The sequence below is a fragment of the Rubrimonas sp. genome, from assembly GCF_036788415.1.
In the GTDB taxonomy this organism is placed as follows: Bacteria; Pseudomonadota; Alphaproteobacteria; order Rhodobacterales; family Rhodobacteraceae; genus Rubrimonas.
In genome coordinates this window covers 1-19,901 of the sequence record NZ_DAIQNN010000005.1, presented here as the reverse complement: position 1 = coordinate 19,901, position 19,901 = coordinate 1, and the positions used below count along the sequence as shown (strand labels likewise).

The 19,901-nt window shown below is 70.3% G+C and carries 20 protein-coding genes and 1 other RNA gene; 16 read left to right on the top strand and 5 right to left on the bottom strand.

Features of this window, described 5'->3' with window-relative positions:
- Positions 1-25: 25 nt before the first annotated feature.
- The 5 genes from V7Q31_RS02395 (at position 26) to V7Q31_RS02375 (ending at position 6,797) form a co-directional block, all read left to right on the top strand.
- Complete coding sequence (locus V7Q31_RS02395; RefSeq protein ID WP_333832070.1) at positions 26-493, top strand: MerR family transcriptional regulator; 468 nt, start codon at positions 26-28, stop codon at positions 491-493.
- Positions 490-2,280: an acyl-CoA dehydrogenase C-terminal domain-containing protein gene (locus V7Q31_RS02390; protein ID WP_333832069.1), complete on the top strand. Its 1,791-nt coding sequence runs from the start codon at positions 490-492 to the stop codon at positions 2,278-2,280. The genes V7Q31_RS02395 and V7Q31_RS02390 overlap by 4 nt, the downstream gene beginning before the upstream one ends.
- A gap of 40 nt (positions 2,281-2,320) precedes the next feature.
- Positions 2,321-3,532 carry an acetyl-CoA C-acetyltransferase gene (locus V7Q31_RS02385; RefSeq protein WP_333832068.1) on the top strand — a complete coding sequence of 404 codons (1,212 nt, stop codon included), beginning with the start codon at positions 2,321-2,323 and terminating at the stop codon, positions 3,530-3,532.
- 2 nt (positions 3,533-3,534) lie between these two features.
- Positions 3,535-5,727, top strand: coding sequence for a 3-hydroxyacyl-CoA dehydrogenase NAD-binding domain-containing protein (locus V7Q31_RS02380; RefSeq protein ID WP_333832067.1), 2,193 nt, complete (start codon positions 3,535-3,537; stop codon positions 5,725-5,727).
- An 86-nt stretch (positions 5,728-5,813) separates the two neighbouring features.
- Positions 5,814-6,797, top strand: coding sequence for a hypothetical protein (locus tag V7Q31_RS02375; protein ID WP_333832066.1), 984 nt, complete (start codon positions 5,814-5,816; stop codon positions 6,795-6,797).
- A 55-nt stretch (positions 6,798-6,852) separates the two neighbouring features.
- Here V7Q31_RS02375 and V7Q31_RS02370 read toward each other — a convergent pair whose 3' ends face one another.
- The 3 genes from V7Q31_RS02370 to V7Q31_RS02360 all read right to left on the bottom strand — a co-directional run bounded on the left by V7Q31_RS02370 (position 6,853) and on the right by V7Q31_RS02360 (position 8,117).
- Positions 6,853-7,026: a YdcH family protein gene (locus V7Q31_RS02370; RefSeq protein WP_333832065.1), complete on the bottom strand. Its 174-nt coding sequence runs from the start codon at positions 7,024-7,026 to the stop codon at positions 6,853-6,855.
- Between the two features lie 114 nt (positions 7,027-7,140).
- Positions 7,141-7,899: a tRNA1(Val) (adenine(37)-N6)-methyltransferase gene (locus V7Q31_RS02365; protein WP_333832064.1), complete on the bottom strand. Its 759-nt coding sequence runs from the start codon at positions 7,897-7,899 to the stop codon at positions 7,141-7,143.
- The gene (locus tag V7Q31_RS02360) at positions 7,896-8,117 is read right to left on the bottom strand and encodes a putative signal transducing protein (RefSeq protein WP_333832063.1); all 222 of its coding nucleotides are present in this window, start codon (positions 8,115-8,117) and stop codon (positions 7,896-7,898) included. The genes V7Q31_RS02365 and V7Q31_RS02360 overlap by 4 nt, the downstream gene beginning before the upstream one ends.
- 138 nt (positions 8,118-8,255) lie before the next feature.
- Here V7Q31_RS02360 and V7Q31_RS02355 point away from each other — a divergent pair, with 138 nt between their 5' ends.
- From V7Q31_RS02355 to V7Q31_RS02335, 5 genes are all read left to right on the top strand, one after another.
- Positions 8,256-9,194, top strand: a complete 939-nt coding sequence (locus V7Q31_RS02355) for a polyprenyl synthetase family protein (RefSeq protein WP_333832141.1) — start codon at positions 8,256-8,258, stop codon at positions 9,192-9,194.
- A 21-nt stretch (positions 9,195-9,215) separates the two neighbouring features.
- Positions 9,216-9,509, top strand: a complete 294-nt coding sequence (locus V7Q31_RS02350) for a DUF1330 domain-containing protein (protein WP_333832062.1) — start codon at positions 9,216-9,218, stop codon at positions 9,507-9,509.
- A 212-nt stretch (positions 9,510-9,721) separates the two neighbouring features.
- Positions 9,722-10,759 carry a TRAP transporter substrate-binding protein gene (locus tag V7Q31_RS02345; RefSeq protein WP_333832061.1) on the top strand — a complete coding sequence of 346 codons (1,038 nt, stop codon included), beginning with the start codon at positions 9,722-9,724 and terminating at the stop codon, positions 10,757-10,759.
- A 77-nt stretch (positions 10,760-10,836) separates the two neighbouring features.
- Positions 10,837-11,799 (top strand): TRAP transporter small permease subunit, encoded by a 963-nt coding sequence (locus V7Q31_RS02340; protein WP_333832060.1) that lies wholly within the window; start codon positions 10,837-10,839, stop codon positions 11,797-11,799.
- A gap of 45 nt (positions 11,800-11,844) precedes the next feature.
- The gene (locus tag V7Q31_RS02335) at positions 11,845-13,236 is read left to right on the top strand and encodes a TRAP transporter large permease (RefSeq protein WP_333832059.1); all 1,392 of its coding nucleotides are present in this window, start codon (positions 11,845-11,847) and stop codon (positions 13,234-13,236) included.
- Positions 13,237-13,240: 4 nt separating this feature from the next.
- On the opposite strand, the gene ffs is transcribed toward V7Q31_RS02335, so the two are convergent.
- An RNA gene (ffs, locus tag V7Q31_RS02330) (signal recognition particle sRNA small type) lies at positions 13,241-13,337 on the bottom strand.
- Between the two features lie 102 nt (positions 13,338-13,439).
- On the opposite strand from ffs, the gene V7Q31_RS02325 reads away from it, so the two are divergent.
- From V7Q31_RS02325 to preA, 4 genes are all read left to right on the top strand, one after another.
- The gene (locus tag V7Q31_RS02325) at positions 13,440-14,009 is read left to right on the top strand and encodes a hypothetical protein (RefSeq protein WP_333832058.1); all 570 of its coding nucleotides are present in this window, start codon (positions 13,440-13,442) and stop codon (positions 14,007-14,009) included.
- Between the two features lie 202 nt (positions 14,010-14,211).
- Positions 14,212-15,564 (top strand): NAD(P)-dependent oxidoreductase, encoded by a 1,353-nt coding sequence (locus V7Q31_RS02320; RefSeq protein WP_333832057.1) that lies wholly within the window; start codon positions 14,212-14,214, stop codon positions 15,562-15,564.
- 2 nt (positions 15,565-15,566) lie between these two features.
- Positions 15,567-15,914, top strand: coding sequence for a DUF1428 domain-containing protein (locus V7Q31_RS02315; protein ID WP_333832056.1), 348 nt, complete (start codon positions 15,567-15,569; stop codon positions 15,912-15,914).
- 13 nt (positions 15,915-15,927) lie between these two features.
- On the top strand, positions 15,928-17,229 hold the full coding sequence (gene preA / locus V7Q31_RS02310; protein ID WP_333832055.1) for an NAD-dependent dihydropyrimidine dehydrogenase subunit PreA: 1,302 nt from the start codon (positions 15,928-15,930) through the stop codon (positions 17,227-17,229).
- A 3-nt stretch (positions 17,230-17,232) separates the two neighbouring features.
- Here the strand turns inward: preA and V7Q31_RS02305 are convergent, their stop codons facing one another.
- Complete coding sequence (locus tag V7Q31_RS02305) at positions 17,233-17,856, bottom strand: TetR family transcriptional regulator C-terminal domain-containing protein (protein ID WP_333832054.1); 624 nt, start codon at positions 17,854-17,856, stop codon at positions 17,233-17,235.
- A 127-nt stretch (positions 17,857-17,983) separates the two neighbouring features.
- Between V7Q31_RS02305 and V7Q31_RS02300 the strand changes: the two genes are divergently transcribed.
- Together V7Q31_RS02300 and V7Q31_RS02295 are read left to right on the top strand one after the other, a co-directional pair.
- A complete protein-coding gene (locus tag V7Q31_RS02300) occupies positions 17,984-19,234 on the top strand; it encodes a Zn-dependent hydrolase (protein ID WP_333832053.1) in 1,251 nt (416 codons plus the stop codon).
- A gap of 25 nt (positions 19,235-19,259) precedes the next feature.
- Entirely contained in the window at positions 19,260-19,787 is a 528-nt protein-coding gene (locus tag V7Q31_RS02295; RefSeq protein ID WP_333832052.1) for a uracil-DNA glycosylase family protein, read from the top strand.
- The last annotated feature ends 114 nt before the right edge of the window (positions 19,788-19,901 follow it).

Sequence of the window (19,901 nt, the reverse complement as noted above, 5' to 3'; positions counted from 1 at the left end):
GTCAACGTAATCTATTTCGCCGCCCATGTCTGACACAGCGTTTCAGCCCCCGCACGCCACGATCGGCCGTCTCTGCGCCGAATTCGACGTGACGCCGCGCACGCTGCGCTTCTACGAGCAGAAGGGCCTTCTCGATCCGCTGCGCGACGGCCAGCGTCGGCTTTACGCCCCGCGCGACGTGGCGCGGCTGAAGCTGATCCTGCGCGGTCGCCGCTTCGGATTCAGCCTGTCCGAGATCGGCGAGCTGCTCGACCTCTACGATCCGCATGACGGCCAGCGCCGCCAGCTCGCCGCGACTCTCGACCGCGCGCAGGCGCGCCTCGACGCCATGCGCCGTCAGCGCGCCGAACTCGACGAGGGCATCGCCGAGCTCGCCCGCCAGATCGACCTCGTGAGCGGTCTGCTGGCGCAGCGCAACGGCGCAGCCCGCCCCGAGGAAACCTCAACGAATCCCCGGCCCGCGCCGGCCCGGCACGAAGGGAGAGCCCGATGAGCGCCTATGTCCCGCCCTTGCGCGACTTCCGCTTCCTGCTGCACGAAGTGCTGCGCATCGACGCGCGCCCCGAGATCGATGGCTACGCCGACCTGACGCCCGACACCACCGACGCCATCCTCGGCGAAGCGGGCCGTCTGGCTGCAGAGGTGATCGCGCCGACCAACGCGCCGGGCGACCGCGGCTGCGTGCTCGAAAACGGGGTGGTGCGCGCGCCCGAGGGCTTCGCCGCCGTCGCCGACGCGCTGCGCGAGGGCGGCTGGCCCGCCCTCGAATGCGACCCCGAATATGGCGGTCAGGGCCTGCCCAACGTGATCGCGCTGGCCGTCGGCGAGATGCACAGCGGCGCCAACATGGCGCTGATGATGTACAACGGCCTCACCCACGGCGCCTATTCCGCCCTGATGGCGCACGGGACGCCGGAGCAGAAGGCGACCTACATCCCGAAGCTCGTCACCGGCGAGTGGACCGGCACGATGAACCTGACCGAGCCGCAATGCGGCACCGATCTGGGCCTCCTGCGCACCCGCGCCGAACCGCAGCCCGACGGCTCCTACAAGCTGACCGGCGAGAAGATCTTCATCTCCTCGGGCGACCACGACCTCGCCGAGAACATCGTCCACCTCGTGCTCGCCCGCATCCCCGGCGCGCCGGAGGGGGTGAAGGGCATCTCGCTGTTCGTCTGCCCGAAAATCCTCGTCAACGCCGACGGCGCGCTCGGCCCGCGCAACGCGGTGACTTGCGCCTCGCTCGAGCGCAAGATGGGCATCCACGGCAACGCGACCTGCGCGATGCGCTACGATGGCGCGACCGCCTGGCTGGTGGGCGAGCCGCACAAGGGCCTGCGCGCGATGTTCACCATGATGAACGAGGCGCGGATCCTCGTCGCGATGCAGGGGCTGGCGCAGGCCGCCGCCGCCTATGGCCGCGCCGCGGCGTACGCCCGCGAGCGGTTGCAGGGGCGCGCGGTCACGGGCGCGGCGAACCCCGACGGCCCCGCCGATCCGCTGATCGTCCACCCCGACGTGCGCCGCCTGCTGCTCGACCAGAAGGCGTGGATCGAGGGCGCGCGCTGCTTCCTGCTGACCGGCTCGACGCTGATCGACGCCAGCCACCGCCATTCCGACCCCGCAGAGCGCGAGAAGGCCTCCGACCTGATCTCGCTGCTGATCCCGGTGCTCAAGGGCGTTCTGACCGACACCGGCTTCGACAGCGCGGTGAAGGCGCAGCAAGTGTTCGGCGGGCACGGCTATGTCGGCGACTGGGGGATCGAGCAGTTCGTGCGCGACGCCCGCATCGCGATGATCTACGAAGGCGCCAACGGCGTGCAGGCGCTCGATCTGGTCGGGCGCAAGCTGCCGATGAAGGGCGGCGCGCCGATGATGGCCTATTTCGCCATGATCCGCGCCTTCCTCAAGGAGAACGAAGCCGACGCCGCGCTGAAGGCCGATTTCCTAGACCCGCTCAAGGCGGCGTCGAAGGACATGCAGGCGGCGGTGGAGGTGTTCATGGCGCAGGGCATGAAGGACCCGAACGCGGCGCTGGCGGGCTCGTCGGACTTCATGCATCTGTTCGGCCATGTCGCCATCGGCCATTGCTGGGCGCAGATGGCGAAGGCGGCCCGCGCCGCGCTGACCGAAGGGACCGACGACGCCGCCTTCTACGAGGCCAAGCTGCGCACCGGGCGCTACTACATGAGCCGGCTGCTGCCCGAGACGGGCCTGCGGCTCGCGCGCATCCGCTCCGGCGCGGAGGTGGTGATGGACATGCCGGCGGAGGCTTTCTAGCCTCCGCGCGCCCCCGAAAGGCCCTCGCAGGAGAGTCCCGATGACCGACGCCTACATCTACGACGCCGTGCGCACCCCGCGCGGCCGCGGTCGGCCCGACGGCGGGTTGCACGAGGTCACCGCGCTGCGCCTCGCCGCGCTCACGCTGATGGCGATCCGCGACCGCTCCGAGATCGACACCGCCGAGATCGAGGACGTGATCCTCGGCTGCGTGACCGCCGTCGGCGAGCAGGGCGGCTGCATCGCACGCGCCGCGAGCCTCTACGCCGGCTATGACGAAGCCGTCCCGGGCCTGCATGTCAACCGCTTCTGCGCGAGCGGGCTGGAGGCCGCGATGCTCGCGGCGGCGCAGGTGCGCGCCGGCGTCGGCGACCTCTACGTCGCCGGCGGCGTCGAGATGATGAGCCGCGTCGCCATGGCCTCGGACGGGATCGCCATGGCGGTGGACCCGGTCGCCGCCGCGGGCGCAGGCTTCGTTCCGCAGGGCGTCTCCGCCGATCTGATCGCGACGCTGCACGGCTTCTCGCGCGAGGACTGCGACGCCTACGCCGCCGAGAGCCAGCGCCGCGCCGCGCAGGCCTGGGAGGACGGCCGCTTCGACCGCTCGGTGATCCCGGTGCGCGACGTCAACGGCGTCAAGATTCTCGCGCGCGACGAGCACATGCGCCCCGAAACAACGGTGGAGAGCCTCGCCGCCCTCAAGCCCGCCTTCCGCGAGATCGGCGAAGGCATGCCGGGCTTCGACGCCGTGGCGCTTCTGAAATACCCCCAACTCGAACGGATCGACCACGTCCACACCGCCGGCAACTCCTCGGGCGTGGTGGATGGAGCGGCGGCGCTGCTGATCGGCTCGAAAGAGGCCGGCGCCCGCCTCGGCCTCAGCCCTCGCGCCCGCATCCGCGCGGTGGCGCGCGTCGGCTCGGAGCCGACCGTGATGCTCACCGGCCCGGTCCCCGCCACCGAGAAGGTTCTCTGGGCCGCCGGAATGCAGATCGCCGACATCGACCTTTTCGAGGTGAACGAGGCGTTCTCGGCGGTCGTGTTGCGCTTCCTGCAGGCATTCGACGCCGACCCGGCCAGGGTGAACGTCAATGGCGGGGCCATCGCGCTCGGCCATCCGCTCGGGGCGACCGGCGCGATGCTGCTTGGGACCGCCCTTGACGAAATGGAGCGGAGCGGCGGCGCGACGGCGCTGGTCACCTTGTGCGTCGCCGCCGGCATGGGCGCCGCCGTCATCATCGAACGGGTGTGAGCATGACCGCAATCTTCCGCTACGCCGTCGAGGACGCCGTCGCGATCATCACTTGGGACCTGCCAGACGCCTCGATGAACGTGCTGACCGAAGCCGGCGTGCGCGAGCTCGAGGCCTGCGTCGACCGCGCGCTCGCCGACCCGGAGGTCAGTGGGGCGGTGATCACGTCGGCGAAGCCGGACTTCGCGGGCGGGATGGACCTGCGCGTCCTCGCCGGGCTCAAGGCGCGCGCCGGCGCGGCGCCGGCGGAGACGCTGTTCGGCTTCGTGATGGCGCTGCATGGCGTGCTGCGCAAGATCGAGCGCGGCGGCGCGGACCCGAAGACCGGCAAGGGCGGCAAACCCTTCGCCTGGGCGGCGCCGGGCACGGCGCTCGGGATCGGCTACGAGATCGGGCTCGCCTGCCACCGCCGTTTCGCCGCCGACAAACCCGGCGCGAAGATCGGCCTGCCGGAAATCCTCGTCGGGCTTTTCCCCGGCGCAGGCGGGACGACCCGGCTCGTGCGGATGCTCGGGCTGATGGGCGCCGCGCCCTTCCTGCTCGAAGGCAAGACGCCGAACCCGAAGGCTGCGAAGGCCGCCGGGCTGATCGACGAGGTGGTCGCGCCGGAGGCGCTGGTCGCCGCCGCCGCCGACTGGGCGCGCGCGGCGGGCGCCGACGCCGCCGTCAAGCCGTGGGACCGCAAGGGCTTCAAGCTGCCCGGCGGCGCGCCCTACACCGCGCCGGGCTTTCCGATGTTCATGGGCGGCGTCGCGATGACGACCGGCAAGACGAGGGGCGCCTATCCGGCGGTGAACGCGATGCTGTCGGCGCTCTACGAGGGCGCGCTGGTCGATTTCGACACGGCCATCCGCATCGAGGCGCGCTGGTTCGTCAAGGTGCTCTGCGACCCGTCCTCCGAGGCGATGATCCGGACGCTGTTCATCGCCAAGCAGGCGTTGGAGAAGGGGGCGGCGCGGCCGGCGAACGTGCCCGACATGCGCGTGCGCAGGCTGGGCGTGCTCGGCGCGGGCATGATGGGCGCGGGCATCGCCAATGTCGCGCTGCTGGCGGGGATCGAGGTCGTGCTGATCGACCGCGACGCGGCGTCGGTCGCGCGGGGGCGAGAGACGGTGGCGGGGCTTCTCGAGGGCGCGCGCAAGGCCGGCAAGGCCGACGCCCCGGCGGCGCTCGACCGCCTGAACGCGACCGAGGACTACGCCGCGCTGGCGGGCTGCGATCTGGTCGTCGAGGCGGTGTTCGAAGACCCGAAGGTGAAGGCCGAGGCGCTCGCGCGCGCCGCGGCCGTTCTGGGGCCGGAGGCCGTCATCGCCACCAACACCTCGACCCTGCCCGTCAGCGGCCTCGCGGCGGCGAGCGGGCGACCCGAGCGGTTCATCGGCGTGCACTTCTTCTCGCCGGTGCACAGGATGATGCTGGTCGAGATCATCCGCGGCCGCGAGACCGGCCCCGAGGCGGTCGCCAAGGCCCTCGATTTCGTCCGCCAGCTGCGCAAGACGCCCATCGTCGTCAACGACGCGCGCTTCTTCTACGCCAATCGCTGCATCATCCCCTATCTCAACGAGGGGCTGCGCATGGTCGCGGAAGGCGTCGCGCCGGCGCTGGTGGACAATGCGGCGAAAATGCTGGGGATGCCGGTCGGCCCCCTCCAGCTGACCGATGAGACCTCGCTCGAGTTGGGCCTGTCCATCGCGCGGGCGACGAAGGCCGCGCTCGGCGAGGCCTATCCCGACAGCCCCGCCGACGCGCTGCTGGCGACCCTCGTCGAGACGCATGGACGCAAGGGGCGCAAGAACGGCAAAGGACTGTTCGACTATGACGACAAGGGCAAGCGGCTCGGCTTCTGGCCCGGCCTCGCCGAAGTCGCGCCGCGCGCCGAAGCCCAGCCGACGCTCGCCGAGGTTCAGGACCGGCTGATGTTCGCGCAGACGCTGGAGGCGGTGCGCGCGCTCGAGGAGGGCGTCCTGACCGACATCCGCGAGGGCGACGTCGCGGCGGTTCTCGGCTGGGGCTTCGCGCCCTGGACCGGGGGGCCGTTCGGCTGGCTCGACATGCTGGGCGCAGCCGAGGCGGCGCGCCGCGCCGAGGCGCTGGCGGCGGCGCACGGCCCCCGCTTCGCGCCGCCGGCGCTGCTGCGCGAGATGGCGGTCGCGGGCCGGCGCTTCCACCCCGCCGCTGCGGCGCGCGCCGCCTGAACCGGCGCGCGGCTTGGCGCGCGGCGCGCATGTGCTAAACCCGGGACTGCGCAAGGATTGGGCGCCGCCAGGGGATTTTCGGCCGCATGACCGCTCTGCCGGAATATCAGCTTCTCGAAGCGCCCGGCCTCTACGCCGAACGGCCCGGCTTGGCCCCGCAGGAAGTTCTGCTCTGCTTCGGCGCGGCCTCGCTCACGATACTGCGCTTCGACGAGACGCCGCTCGCGCATTGGCCCCTCGCCACGCTGAGCGCCGTGGGATGCGACGGCGACGCGGTGATCCTCGCCCCCGATCCGCACGCGCCCGAGCGACTCTCGGTCTCGGAGCCGGAGATGATCGCGGCGCTGCGCGCCGTCTCGGGCGCGTTCGAGCCGCGCGAGACCGGCGCGCCCCGCAGACGACGCGGGCGCCGGCTCGCGATCTCCGCCGCGCTGGCGGCGGCGGTCGGCGCGGGGCTCTGGTCGGCGGGCCCGACGCTGCGCGAGCGCGCGGCGCAAGCGGCGCCCGCGCCGCTGCGCGCGGCGCTCGGCGAAGCGGCGGTGGCGGCTTATGCGGGGGATGGGCCGTGCGCGCCGGGGGCGCTGGCGCGGCGCGAGATGGAGGCCCTGGCCCGACGGCTCGACCGCGCCGCGCCCGCGCCCGTCCCGCATGCGCTGCGGCTCGTCGCGGTCGCGGGGCCGGCGCTCGCTGTCCCCGCGCCGGGCGGGCGGATCGCCCTGTCGGCCCCGCGTCTGGCCGATGTCGAGGCGCCGCGGGCGGTGGTCGCCGCCCTCGCCCGCGCCGCCGCGCGCGCCGAGGGCGATCCCCCGCTCGCCGCGGCGCTGCGCGCACTCGCCGCGGGCGACGCGCTGGACGATCTCGCGACGCTGGCCGTCGCCCTCGCGACCGGGGCGCCGCCGGGCGCGCCGAATCTCGCGCGAACCGCAGCCGCCGCCATGGCGAAGCCGGAGGTCGCCGACGCGCGACTCAACGCGCGCGCCGCGGAGATTTCGAGGAAGATGGAGGAAGGCGGGCCTGCGCTCGACCGCGAGGGGCTGGCCCTGATTCGCTCGGCCTGCGCGTCGCGCTGAGGCCCCGAGCGCCGTAGCCCGCGCGCGCCAGCGGCGCGCGGGGCCGCGAGTCGCGTCAGTGCAGGTCGCCCGACATCCGGCTGATCTGCTCCTTGAGCTTGAGTTTCTCCTTCTTAAGGGAGGCGATGGCGAGGTCGTCGGCGCTCGGATGGCGCTGCTCTTGCTCGATTCGGGTCGAGAGGATCTCGTGCTTGCGGCGCAGTTCGTTCAGATGCGACGTCAGGCTCATTGCGACACCTCCTTGCTTGTCGGAACCGCAATTAAACACCCGCTGCGCGGTTCTGTCATCCGATTGTCGCGTCGATTTGCTCGGGACGTTTCCGCGCAGCCGCCCAATTGCGCCTCAGAACGGCGCAGGCGCGCCGTCGCGCAACATGGCGAGCGCCGCTTCGGTGAAATCGGGCGCGTCGCCGGCATGCGCGGCGCCCTCATGGATCACGAAAGGCCAAAGCAGCCGCAGCGGCCCCCTGCGGTCCTTGCGCGCGCGGAGCAGGACGCGCCCCGCGGGCCGGCCAGCGCGCGGGCACAGCGGAAGCACCTCGATCGCGCCGGCGCGCCCCTCCAGCGCGACGAGGATCGCGTCGAGCCGCTCGGCGCGATGGATCAGGGTGAGCGCGCCGCCCTGACGCAGCCTCCGCAGCCCGGCGTCGATCCACAGCCCCACGCCCTCCGCGCCTTCCCGCCGGGCCGCGTCGCGGTCGGGCGCGGGCGAGGGCGCGTCCGTCGCGGCGAAATAGGGCGGATTGGCGATCACATGGTCGAAGCTCTCGGCCCTGAGCGCCGGCGGCGGCGCCGCGACGTCGCCCTCGTGGACGACGAGCCCCGCGCCGTTCTCGAGCGCGTTTCGGCGCGCGAGCGCGGCGTAGTCGGGCTGAAGTTCGAGCCCGTGCAGCGCAAGGGCCGGAACCCGCGCGGCGAGGCAGAGGGCGGCGGCGCCTGCGCCGCAGCCCAGATCGAGCACGCGCTCGCCGGGCCGCGCCGGGCAGGCGGCGGCGAGAAACACCGGATCGGTCGCCGCGCGATAGCCGCGCCGCGGCTGCCAGAGCCGCACCCGTCCGCCCAGCAGGGCGTCGCAGCTCAGCGCGGCCTCGGCCTCGCTCATACGCGCTCCGCCGGCTCCATGCCGTTGTCGCGCAGGATGGCCCGGGCGCGGAACGCGTCGCCGCGCGCGACCGCCAGACGGCGCGGCAGCACGCCGAGACTGCCTTCGAGCACGCTCATGTGGACGTCCAATTCGAAGCAGTCTATATCCTCGGCGCGCAGCAGGGCGGTTGCGAAGGCGATCATCGTCGGGTCGGTCGTGCGCAAGATCTCGTCCATGCGCGGACGCTAGCGCGCCCGCGAGCCCTGCGTCGAGCGTCGTTCGCTGAGGGGAGCCGCCCTGTGACAAGTTTCGCCGCCCTCAAGCCGGCCGAAGGCGGCGCTTTCGAGCGCCTGCTCGCGCTCGTCGCGGACGACATGGACAAGGTGAACGCCGAGATCGCCCGGCGGATGCAGTCCGAGCACACCAAGCTGATCCCGCAAGTCGCGGATTACCTCATCGGCGCCGGCGGCAAGCGGCTGCGGCCGATCCTCGCCCTCGCCGCCGCGCGCCTCTGCGGCTATCGGGGCGACCGCCACGTCTATCTCGCGACCGCAGTCGAGTTCATCCACAACGCCACGCTGCTGCATGACGACGTGGTCGACGAGAGCGACCTGCGCCGCGGCAAGCCGACCGCGCACACCATGTTCGGCTCCAAGCCGAGCGTGCTCGTCGGCGACTTCCTGTTCGCGCGCTCGTTCCAGTTGATGGTGGCGACGGGCTCGGTCGAGGTGCTCGGCGTGGTGTCCGACGCGGCGGCGGTGATCATCGAGGGCGAGGTGCTCCAGCTGACCGCCGCCAACAGCCTGTCGGGCGGCGAGCCGGTCTATTTCGAGGTGATCCGCGGCAAGACAGCGGCGCTGTTCGAGGCCGCGACCAAGGCGGGCGCGATGATCGCCGGCGCGCCGGGGGCGCAGGTCGAGGCTCTGCGGGTCTATGGCGACGCGCTGGGCGTGGCCTTCCAGATCGCCGACGACCTGCTCGACTATGGCGGCGCGTCGGCGGCGCTCGGCAAGAACGCCGGGGACGATTTCCGCGAAGGCAAGGCGACGCTGCCGGTCCTGCTCGCCTACGCCCGCGCCGACGAAGCGGAAAGGGCGTTCTGGAAGCGCGTGATCGAGAAGCGCGACCAGCGCGACGGCGATTTGGAGCAGGCGCTCGAGATCATGACGCGCACCGGCGCGCTCGCCGACGCCCGCGCCCGCGCCGACGCGGAGGCCGCCCGCGCCCGCACGGCCCTGGACGCCTTCCCCGATGGTCCGCTGCGCGCGGCGCTGGCCGACATCGTCGATTTCGTCGTCCAGCGCGCCTACTGACCGCGTCTGTCGGAGAGCGCCATGGCGAAGGGCTATGTGATCGCGCGGATCGACGTGGACGACCCCGAGGCCTATGCGCTCTACACCGCGCGAACGCCCGAGGCGATCGCCGCCTTCGGCGGGCGTTTCCTGGTCCGGGGCGGCGCGCAGCGCGCGGCGGAGGGCGCGGCGCGCGGCCGGCAGGTGGTCATCGAGTTCCCCGACTACGCCGCCGCCTGCGCCTTCTACGACAGCGACGCCTATCGCGCGATCCTGCCGTTTGCCTGGGCCGCCTCGACGCGGGACCTCGTTCTGGTTGAGGGCTTCGACGGCTGACGCACGCGCCGCGCGAACCGAAGCGGCGGGCGCGGCGTTTTCCTCCGAACCGGTCTGATTGGGCGTTGCGTCAGGCGCAGGCGGATGCTTAGACATGTTGCGTAAGGTGGCGTCGCCCGCTTCCGCTTCTTGCGGACGTGGAACGGAAAGACCGCCGCCGCACGCCGGACCGGTCCGGCGGCCAACAGGACCCTCAGGGAGGACGCCCGCTGATGAAGACCCTCAACCTCGTCGCCGCGGCGGCGATGACTGTGGCGCTCGCCACGCCCGCCGTCGCGCAGGACAAGATCAACTGGGACATGCAGTCGACCTATCCCGGCTCGCTGACCCAGCTCGGCACGCTCGGCAAGGAGATCGAGCGCCGACTCGCCGCCGTCTCGGGCGGCGACATGCAGATCAAGTTCCAGGAGCCCGGCGCGATCGTTCCCGCGCTCGAGGCGTTCGACGCGATTTCCTCAGGCGCGGTGCAGGCGGGCTGGTCGACGCCCGGCTACTGGACCGGCAAGGACACGGCCTTCGCGCTGTTCGCCGCCGTGCCCTTCGGCCCCGGCGCCGGCGAATATTACGCCTGGCTGAAGTTCGGCGGCGGGCAGGAGCTGCTCGACGAGATCTACGGCCAGTACAACATCAAGTCGGTGATCTGCGCGATCATCGCGCCAGAGGCGTCGGGCTGGTTCCGCAAGGAGATCAACACGCCCGCCGACCTTCAGGGCCTTAAGATGCGCTTCTTCGGCCTCGGCGCGCGCGTCATGGAGAAGATGGGCGTTTCGACCCAGCTTCTGGCCGGCGGCGACATCTTCCCGGCGCTCGAACTCGGCACCATCGACGCTACCGAATTCTCGATGCCCGCCATCGACTACAATCTCGGCTTCTACCAGGTCGCCAAGCATTACTATTTTCCCGGCTGGCATCAGCAGTCGACCATGTTCGACCTGATGGTCAACAAGGACGAGTGGGAAGGCCTGTCCGACCAGGGCAGGGCGATGATCGAGACCGTCTGCGAGGCCAACGTCGCGCACAGCCTCGCCGAGGGCGAGGCGATCCAGTTCGACGCGCTCGCCAAGATCGAGGCCGAAGGCGTGACGATCCACAGATGGAACGACGAAATCCTCGACGCGCTGCGCGCCGGTTGGGACGAAGTCGTGGCCGAGGAAGTCGCCAGCAACCCCAACTTCGTCAAGGTCTGGAATTCGCTCAGCGAGTTTCGCGCCAACTACGCGAAGTGGAAGGCGATCGGCTACCTCGACTGATCCTCGCCTGACCTGAACGCGGCCCCCCGGCGCGGAACCCTCTCCGCGCCGGAGGTCGCATCGGCGGGAGCGCCCAGATGAGAGAGATCGTCACCCTCGTCAGCGTCCTTCTGGCGCTCGGCGCGTCCTTCGCGGGCGTCGAGCTGGTCGGACCGACGCTGATCGTCGCCTTCGCCGTGGCGATCTTCGCCGGCTGGCTCGGCGCGCGCAGCGCGGGCGTTCTGTTCGCCCTCACGCTGTCGCTGTCGCTGTTCTTTCTGGAGAAGGCCGGCGCGGAGGAGATGCTCAAGGCGTTGGGCGTCAATCCCCGCAACTTCTTCCGCGACTGGAACCCTCTCCTCAAGATCGGCTTCTCGCTGGCGGTGGCGGGGCTTCTCGCGATGACGCTTCGCCGGCGCGGGCCGAGCTGGGCGCACGCCGCCGTCGAAGCCGCCGACGACATCGAGCGCGTCGTCGTCGGAATTGGGCGGGTCGCCGCCCTGTTGTTCATCCCGCTCATGCTCATCATTTTTTACGATGTGACGCAGAGGAAGATCCTCGACTTCGACACCAATTTCATAAATTCGGCTTTCTACTTCTCCTCGACGAAGCTTCAGGAACTGCAATGGCATATTCACGCCACGCTGTTCATGCTGTGCCTCGGCTTCGCCTATGTGATGGATTCGCATGTCCGCATCGAACTGGTGCGCGACAGGATGAGCCCGCGCATGCGCGTCTGGGTCGAGATGCTCGGAGCGGCGCTGTTCCTGTTCGCCTACTGCCTGATCATCGCGAAGTTCGGCTTCTCCTTCGCCGAGCGCGCCTTCGCCACCGGCGAAGTCTCCGCCGCGCAGACCGGGCTCAGCCATCGCTGGATCATCAAGGCTGTCCTGCCGGTGGGCTTCATCCTGCTCGGCGCGACCGGGGTGGCGGCGGTGCTGCGCTGCTGGGTCTATCTCTACGGCCCGTCGGAATTGCGCCCCCGCGTCGACCGTTACGCCAGGACGCACGAACTCGTCCCGCCCGACGCGCCCCGCGCCGACATCGCCCGCACCGAATGACGCCGCTGGCCGCTGCGCGACGCCGCGCGAAGGAGACCGGGTTCCATGCTCGTTGACAGCCTGCCCATCCTGATGTTCGTCGCGCTGGCGGCGTTCCTGTTCACCGGCTACCCGGTCGCCTTCATTCTAGGCGGCGTCGGCCTCGGCTTCGCGGTGCTCGGCGACATGCTCGGGGTGATGAACTGGGCGCGCATCACCGTGCTGCCCAACCGCATTTTCGGCTCGACCATGGAGAACCCGGTTCTCGTGGCGATCCCGATGTTCGTCTACATGGGCACCATGCTGGAGAAATCCGGGGTGGCGAACGACCTGCTGCACGCGCTTCAGGTGCTGACCCGGCGGATCCCCGGCGGCCTCGCGCTCTCCGTCACGCTGATGGGCACGATCATGGCGGCGACCACCGGCATCATCGGGGCCTCGGTCGTGATGATGACGCTGATGGCGCTGCCGGTGATGGTCGCCCGCGGCTATTCGCATCCTCTGGCGACCGGGACCATCGCCGCCTCGGGGACGCTCGGCATCCTCATCCCGCCGTCGATCATGCTGGTGATCATGTCGGACCTGATGTCGATCCCGGTCGGCACGGTGTTCATCGCCGCCATCGTGCCGGGGCTGCTGCTGGCCGCGCTCTACTGCGTCTACATCATCGTGCTGACCGGGCTGAAACCGCAGCTCGCCCCGCCGATGCCCGACGACATCGGCCCCGGCGACAGCGGCGAATATGTGGCGATGCTGCTTGGCAGCTTCGTCCCGCCGATCGCTCTGATCGCGGTGACGCTGGGCTCGATCTTCGCCGGCCTCGCCACGCCGACGGAAGCCTCGGGCATCGGCGCGCTCGGCGCGACGCTGCTCGCCGTCTACAAGGGCCGCTTCAACTGGCGCACGGTCCGCGACGTGTCGCACGCCTCGGCGATGACGACGGCGATGCTGTTCGGCATTTTCGTCGGCGCCACCTGCTTCAGCCTCGTCTTCAAGACGCTGGGCGGCGACGTGCTGATCGAGAACATCATCGACTCGATGGGCGTCGGCGTCTGGGGCGTGCTGTTCGTGCTGATGGCGATGGTGTTTTTCCTCGGCTTCTTCTTCGACTGGATCGAGATCACCCTGATCGTGCTGCCGGTGTTCGGCCCGATCGTCGCGGAGCTCGACTTCGGCGCGCATCTGGCGGGCTTCGAGGGGGTGTCGAGCAATATCGGCGTGGTGACGCTGATCTGGTTCACGATCCTGCTGTCGACCAATCTGCAGACCAGCTTCCTGACCCCGCCTTTCGGCTTCGCGCTGTTCTATCTCAAGGGCGTCGCCCCGAAAGAGGTGACGATCCAGGAGATCTACCGCGGGATCGTGCCCTTCGTGCTCCTGCAGCTGTTCGGGCTGGGCCTGTGCGTCGCCTTCCCCTCGCTGGTGCTCGGGCTGCCGAACTACCTGTTGGGCAAGTGAGGCGGGTGAGAGGCTGGACAGCGACCCGAACGGGGCTCGTTACGGCTGCTTCCTTCCGGACCTGACCGGGTTGGCGAGGCGCTCGCCCGCGCCAACCTCTCGCCTGTCATCTAGCAAGCGTCCGCGCCGGGTTCAACCGCCCCCGCTTGCCGCATCCGGCCCCGCGCCCCTATCCTTGCGCCGCCTTTCCTAGGAGTTCGCCAATGCGCCCCGCCCTGCTCGCCTGCGCCGCCGCCATGACCGCCGCGCTCAACTCCCCGCCCGCCTTCGCCGACGAGGTCGAGGACGCGCTCTCCGCCGCGCTCGAGGCCTATCGCGCCGGCGACATGGAACTCGCCAAGGAGGAGCTCGATTACGCCAAGACGCTTCTCGACAAGGCGAAGGCGCAGGGTCTGGCGCAGTTCCTGCCGCCCGCGCTCGCCGGCTGGAGCAGGACCGACGCCGAGCCCGAGGCGCTCGGCGCGCTGTTTCTCGGCGGCGGGCTGACCGCCGCGGCGACCTATGCGAGGGACGGCGCATCGCTTCAGGTGCAGCTGATGGCCGACAATCCGATGGTCGCGACCATGGGCGCGATGCTCGCCACGCCCTCCATCATGGCGATGCAGGGCGATGTGCGGCGGCTGGGGCGGTTGCGCTATCTCGTCACCCATGGCGGCGAGGTGATGGCGCTGGTGGACAACCGCATCCTCGTGCAGGTGACCGGCGGCGCCCAAGAAGCCGACAAGGTCGCCTATTTCGAGGCAATCGACTTCGAGGGGCTGAGCGGGTTCTAGCGCGGAGATCGACCTGAAAGCAGCTGTCGAGCGGTGGGTACCCTTGTTTTTCGGAGGAAAAACTTGGTCAATCGAGTCCCACGGGTCGGCCTGCGCTCTCGCGCCGCCGCCCGACGCCGGCGGGACCCCCCGATATTTTACCTTTTGATAAAATTCCGAAGGGGCGCCAGACTTCCGCTCGTCGCATGACAGGGAGAGGTCCATGACGCCCGCGCACCCCGCCACGTCGCCCCGAAAGCCCGGGATCGCGCCCGGCCGTCTCGCCCCGGAGGCGCTCGCGGCCAACTTCGCCGACGTCGCGCCCCCGCTCGACGCGCATGAGGCGCTGGTCGCGGCGGATCGGTGCTATTTCTGCCACGACGCGCCCTGCATCGCCGCTTGCCCGACCGAAATCGACATCCCGCTCTTCATCCGCCAGATCGCGACGGGCGCGACCGAAGCCGCGGCGCGCACGATCCTGAGCCAGAACATCCTCGGCGGCATGTGCGCCCGCGTCTGCCCGACCGAGACGCTCTGCGAGCAGGCCTGCGTGCGCGAGGCCGCCGAAGGCGCGCCGGTGCGCATCGGCGCGCTCCAGCGTTTCGCCACCGACGCGCTGATGGCGACCGGCGCGCATCCCTTCTCGCGCGCCGAGCCGACGGGCAAGCGGGTCGCAGTGGTCGGCGCGGGGCCGGCGGGGCTCGCCTGCGCGCACCGCCTCGCCATGCTGGGGCACGATGCGACGCTCTACGACGCGCGGCCCAAGGCGGGCGGGCTCAACGAATACGGCATCGCCGCCTACAAGACGCCGGACGGCTTCGCGCAGGCCGAACTCGACTGGCTGCTGAAGATCGGCGGCATCACGGTCGAGACCGGTAAGCGGCTCGGCGCGGAGCTGTCGCTGAAGGCGTTGCGGCGCGATTTCGACGCGGTGTTCCTCGGAATCGGCCTCGGCGGCGTCAACGCGCTGAAGGCGGCGGGGGCGAAGAAGGACGGCGTGCGCCCGGCGGTCGACTTCATCGCCGAGCTGCGGCAAGCGGAGGACCTCGCCGCCGTGCCGGTCGGGCGTCGGGTGGTGGTGATCGGCGGCGGCATGACCGCCATCGACGCCGCCGCGCAGGCGAAGCTGTTGGGCGCGGAAGAGGCGACCATCGTCTATCGCCGCGGCCCCGAACGGATGAGCGCGAGCCGCGAGGAGCAAGAGCACGCGAAATCCCTCGGGGTGCGGATCGTGACGAACGCGGTTCCCAAGCGGATCAAGGGCAAGGGCGCGGCGCAGGCGGTGGAGTTCGCCTATGCGCAGGACGGCCCCGGCGGGCTGACCGAGACGGACGAGACTTTCGCGCTCGCAGCCGACCTCGTGCTGAGCGCCATCGGCCAGACGCTCGACGGCGCTCCGAAAGGTCTGAAGCTCGACGGCGGCAAGATCGCGGTGGACGGGCGCGGGCGCACGTCGCTCAAGGGCGTCTGGGCCGGCGGCGACTGCGCCGCAGGCGGCGAAGACCTGACCGTGACCGCCGTCGCGCAGGGGCGCGACGCGGCGATGGACATCCACGAAACGCTGAGCGGGAGGTGAGCATGGACTATGTCGACGGCCTGGTCGCGGCGGTGCCCGACGCGAACCGGGAAGCCTATCTCGCGCATGCGGAGAAGGCGGCGGCGCTGTTTCGCGAGTTCGGCGCCACGCGCGTCGTCGAATGCTGGGCGGACGACGTGCCGGACGGGGAGCTGACGTCCTTCCCGATGGCCGTGAAGCTCGCGGAGGGCGAGAGCGTCGTGTTCTCGTGGATCGTCTGGCCGTCGCGCGCCGCGCGCGACGCCGGCTGGGAGAAGATCATGGCCGACCCCCGGATGCACGCCGAGCCGATGCCCTTCGACGGCAAGCGCATGATCTATGGCGGCTTCGCCATGATCCTCGACGCCTGAGCGGGGGCGCGCCATGGCCGATCTCCGCTCCGACTTCCTCGGGATCAAGTCCCCGAACCCCTTCTGGCTGGCCTCCGCCCCGCCGACCGACAAGAAGGTCAACGTCGAGCGCGCCTTCCGCGACGGCTGGGGCGGGGTGGTGTGGAAGACGCTCGGCCTCGACCCCGCCATCGTCAACGTCAACGGCCCCCGCTACGGGGTGGTCTACGGCGCCGACAGGCGCGTGCTCGGGCTCAACAACATCGAACTGATCACCGACCGCCCGCTCGACGTGAACCTGCGCGAGATCAAGGAGGTCAAGCGCGACTGGCCCGACCGCGCGATGGTCGTCTCGCTGATGGTCCCCTGCGACGAGCTTTCGTGGAAGACCATCCTGCCGCTGGTCGAGGAGACCGGCGCCGACGGGATCGAGCTGAATTTCGGCTGTCCGCACGGGATGAGCGAGCGCGGCATGGGCTCGGCGGTCGGCCAGGTGCCCGAGTACATCGAGATGGTCGCCCGCTGGTGCAAGCAGAACACCCGCATGCCGGTGATCGTGAAGCTGACCCCGAACATCACCGACATCCGCTATCCCGCGCGCGCCGCGTTCAAGGGCGGCGCGGACGCGGTGAGCCTGATCAACACCGTCTCCTCGATCACCAGCGTCGATCTCGACCTGTTCGCGCCGGAGCCGACCATCGACGGCAAGGGCAGCCATGGCGGCTATTGCGGCCCTGCCGTCAAGCCCATCGCCCTCAACATGGTCGCCCAGATCGCCCGCGACCCCGAGACGCGCGGAAAACCCATCTCCGGCATCGGCGGCGTGACGACATGGCGCGACGCGGCGGAATTCCTCGCGCTCGGCGCCTCGAACGTGCAGGTCTGCACCGCGGCGATGACCTACGGCTTCAAGGTGGTGCGGGAGATGATCTCGGGGCTCGAACTCTGGATGGACAAGCAGGGCCATCCCGATCTCGGCGCGATCATCGGGCGGGCCGTGCCGAACGTGACGGAGTGGCAGCACCTCAACCTGAACTACGTCACCAAGGCGCGGATCGATCAGGATCTGTGCATCAAGTGCGGCCGCTGCTTCGCCGCCTGCGAGGACACCTCGCATCAGGCGATCTCGATGTCGCCCGAGCGCGTGTTCGAGGTGATCGACGCGGAATGCGTCGCCTGCAATCTCTGCGTCAACGTCTGCCCGGTGGAGGCCTGCATCACCATGGAGCGGCTGCCGGCGGGGGCGGTCGATCCGCGCACGGGCCGCGTCGTGGAGGCCGGCCACGCCGACTGGACGACGCACCCCAACAACCCGGGGCGGATGGCTGCGGAATAGGGCTCAGCGCGGGCGCAGCCCCTCGACGAACAGCGTGCGCAGCGTGCGGGCGGCGTCGTGGAAGCGGCCCTCATGGTCGGCGCCGAGCACGGCGCGCACCTGCGCGTCGAAATCAGCGTAATGCTGTGTCGCCGCCCAGATCGAGAAGATCAGGTGGCGCGGATCGACTTTCGCGATCTTTCCCGCGCGCGCCCAGCCGGCGATCACCGCCGCCTTCTCGTCCACCAGCGCCTTGAGCGGCCCGGCGAGCACGTCGCCGATGCGGGGCGCGCCCTGCATCACCTCCTGCGCGAACAGCCGGCTCTCGCGCGGATGGTCGCGCGCCATCTCGAGCTTGCGCAGGACGTAGCCGGCGATCTCGGCCAGCGGCTCGCCCGCAGGGTCGAGTTGGCGCAGCGGGTCGAGCCAGCGGTCGAGCAGCGCCTCCAGCAGGGCGCGGTGGATCGCCTCCTTGGACGGGAAGTAATAGAGGAGGTTGGGCTTGGAGAGCCCCGCCGCCTCGGCGATGGCGTCGAGGGTCGCGCCGTGGAAGCCCTGCGCCGAGAACAGCTCGAGCGCCGCGTCGAGGATCGCTTGCGTCTTCTCGCGCTGGATGCGGGTGGGGCTATCGCCGGCGGCGCGGGACATGCTCGGGAGGTCTCCTGCGCGAGTGCGGGCGAACGCGCTTGACGACTCCCGACGGGGCGTGTCTGTTTTTGACCAACCGGTCGGAAAAGACAAGCGCAGGGCGCACAGCCCGAAAGGACGGCATGCGATGGCGGAGCCCGGCGCGAACCTTACGCTCAACGGCGCGCGTCTGTGGGACAGCCTCATGGAGATGGCGAAGATCGGCCCGGGCGTCGCCGGCGGCTGCAACCGCCAGACCCTGACCGACGCCGACGCCGAGGGCCGGGCGCTGTTCAAGCGCTGGTGCGACGAAGCGGGCCTGAGCATGGGCGTCGACGAGATGGGCACGATGTTCGCCCGCCGCGAGGGGACCGACCCCGAGGCGCCGCCGGTCTACATGGGCAGCCATCTCGACACCCAGCCGACGGGCGGGAAATACGACGGCGTGCTCGGCGTGCTCGGCGGGCTCGAAGTGATGCGCACGCTCAACGATCTGGGCGTGCGCACCCGCCACCCCATCGTGCTGACCAACTGGACCAACGAGGAGGGCACGCGCTTCGCCCCCGCCATGCTGGCCTCGGGCGTCTTCGCCGGCGTGATCGACCGGGACTGGGCCTATGACCGCCGCGACGCCAAGGGCCTGCGCTTCGGCGACGAGCTGGAGCGGATCGGCTGGAAGGGCGACGAGCAAGTCGGCGCGCGGAAGATGAAGGCGTTCTTCGAGCTGCATATCGAGCAGGGGCCGATCCTCGAGGCGGAGGGCAGGGACATCGGCGTGGTCACCCACGGGCAGGGGCTGCGCTGGATCGAGTGCACGGTCACCGGCAAGGAGAGCCACACCGGCTCGACGCCGATGCCGATGCGGCGCAACGCCGGGCGGGGCCTCGCGCAGATCACCGAGTTGGCGCACGAGATCGCGATGAAGCATCAGCCCAACGCGGTGGGCGCGATCGGGCATGTCGACGTCTTTCCCAACAGCCGCAACATCATCCCCGGCAAGGTGGTGTTCACCATCGACATCCGCAGCCATGTGCTGGAGACGCTTCTGGCGATGGAGGCGGAGATAATGGCGCGCGCGCCGGCGATCTGCGACGCGCTCGGCTGCGGCTTCGAGAGCGTGATCTCCGGCCAGTTCGACCCGCCGGCCTTCGATCCGGGCTGCGTGGCGGCGGTGCGCGCGGCGGCGGAGCGGCTGGGCTACTCGCATCGCGACATCGTGAGCGGCGCGGGGCACGACGCCTGCTGGGTCAACCGCGTCGCGCCGACGGCGATGATCATGTGCCCCTGCGTCGACGGCCTCAGCCACAACGAGGCCGAGGAGATCACGCAGGACTGGGCGACGAAGGGCGCGAACGTGCTGCTGCATGCGGTGCTGGAGACAGCGGAGGTGGTGGGGTGAGCCGCGCAAGCCCCGCGATCGCATGATGGGTCGAGAAACGGTTCTCGTCGACGGTCGACCGACTCCTACTCTCGCCGAGTTGCTGCGACCGGGCCTCAAGGCCGTCTTTGTCGGCTTGAACCCATCTCCGACCTCGGTCGCGGCAGGCCATTACTACCAAGGTCGCCATGGGCGTACGCTCTGGAAGCGCCTCCAGAAGTTCGGCATCCTCGCGCCTGCTCCAGCCGGGCAAGAGGATGTGCACGCATTCGCCAGCGGCTTCGGCTTCGCCGACTTGGTTCGTCGTCCGACTAGAGGGGCAAGCGACCTAACCCGGCGCGAAAAACAGGAAGCGGTGGATGACTTGATCAACCGCCTCGGAGGGCTGGGCGACAAGCCAATAATCGCGTTCGTCTACGCCGAGCCGGCGGAACTCGCGGGCGCGCGGCTGATCGCCGAAGGATACGTGGTCGAACGGATGCCCGGCCCCTACGCGCCGACGTCTGTCGTCGAGGCGCGCATGAATGACCTCCGCTCAGCGATTGAACGCGGCGGGCGAACCGGAACATCATAGGAGACCCCCGACGAATGACCAAAGTGATCAAGGGCGGCACAGTCGTGACCGCGGACCGGGCGTGGAAGGCCGACGTGCTGATCGAGGGCGAGACGATCAGGGCGATCGGCCCCG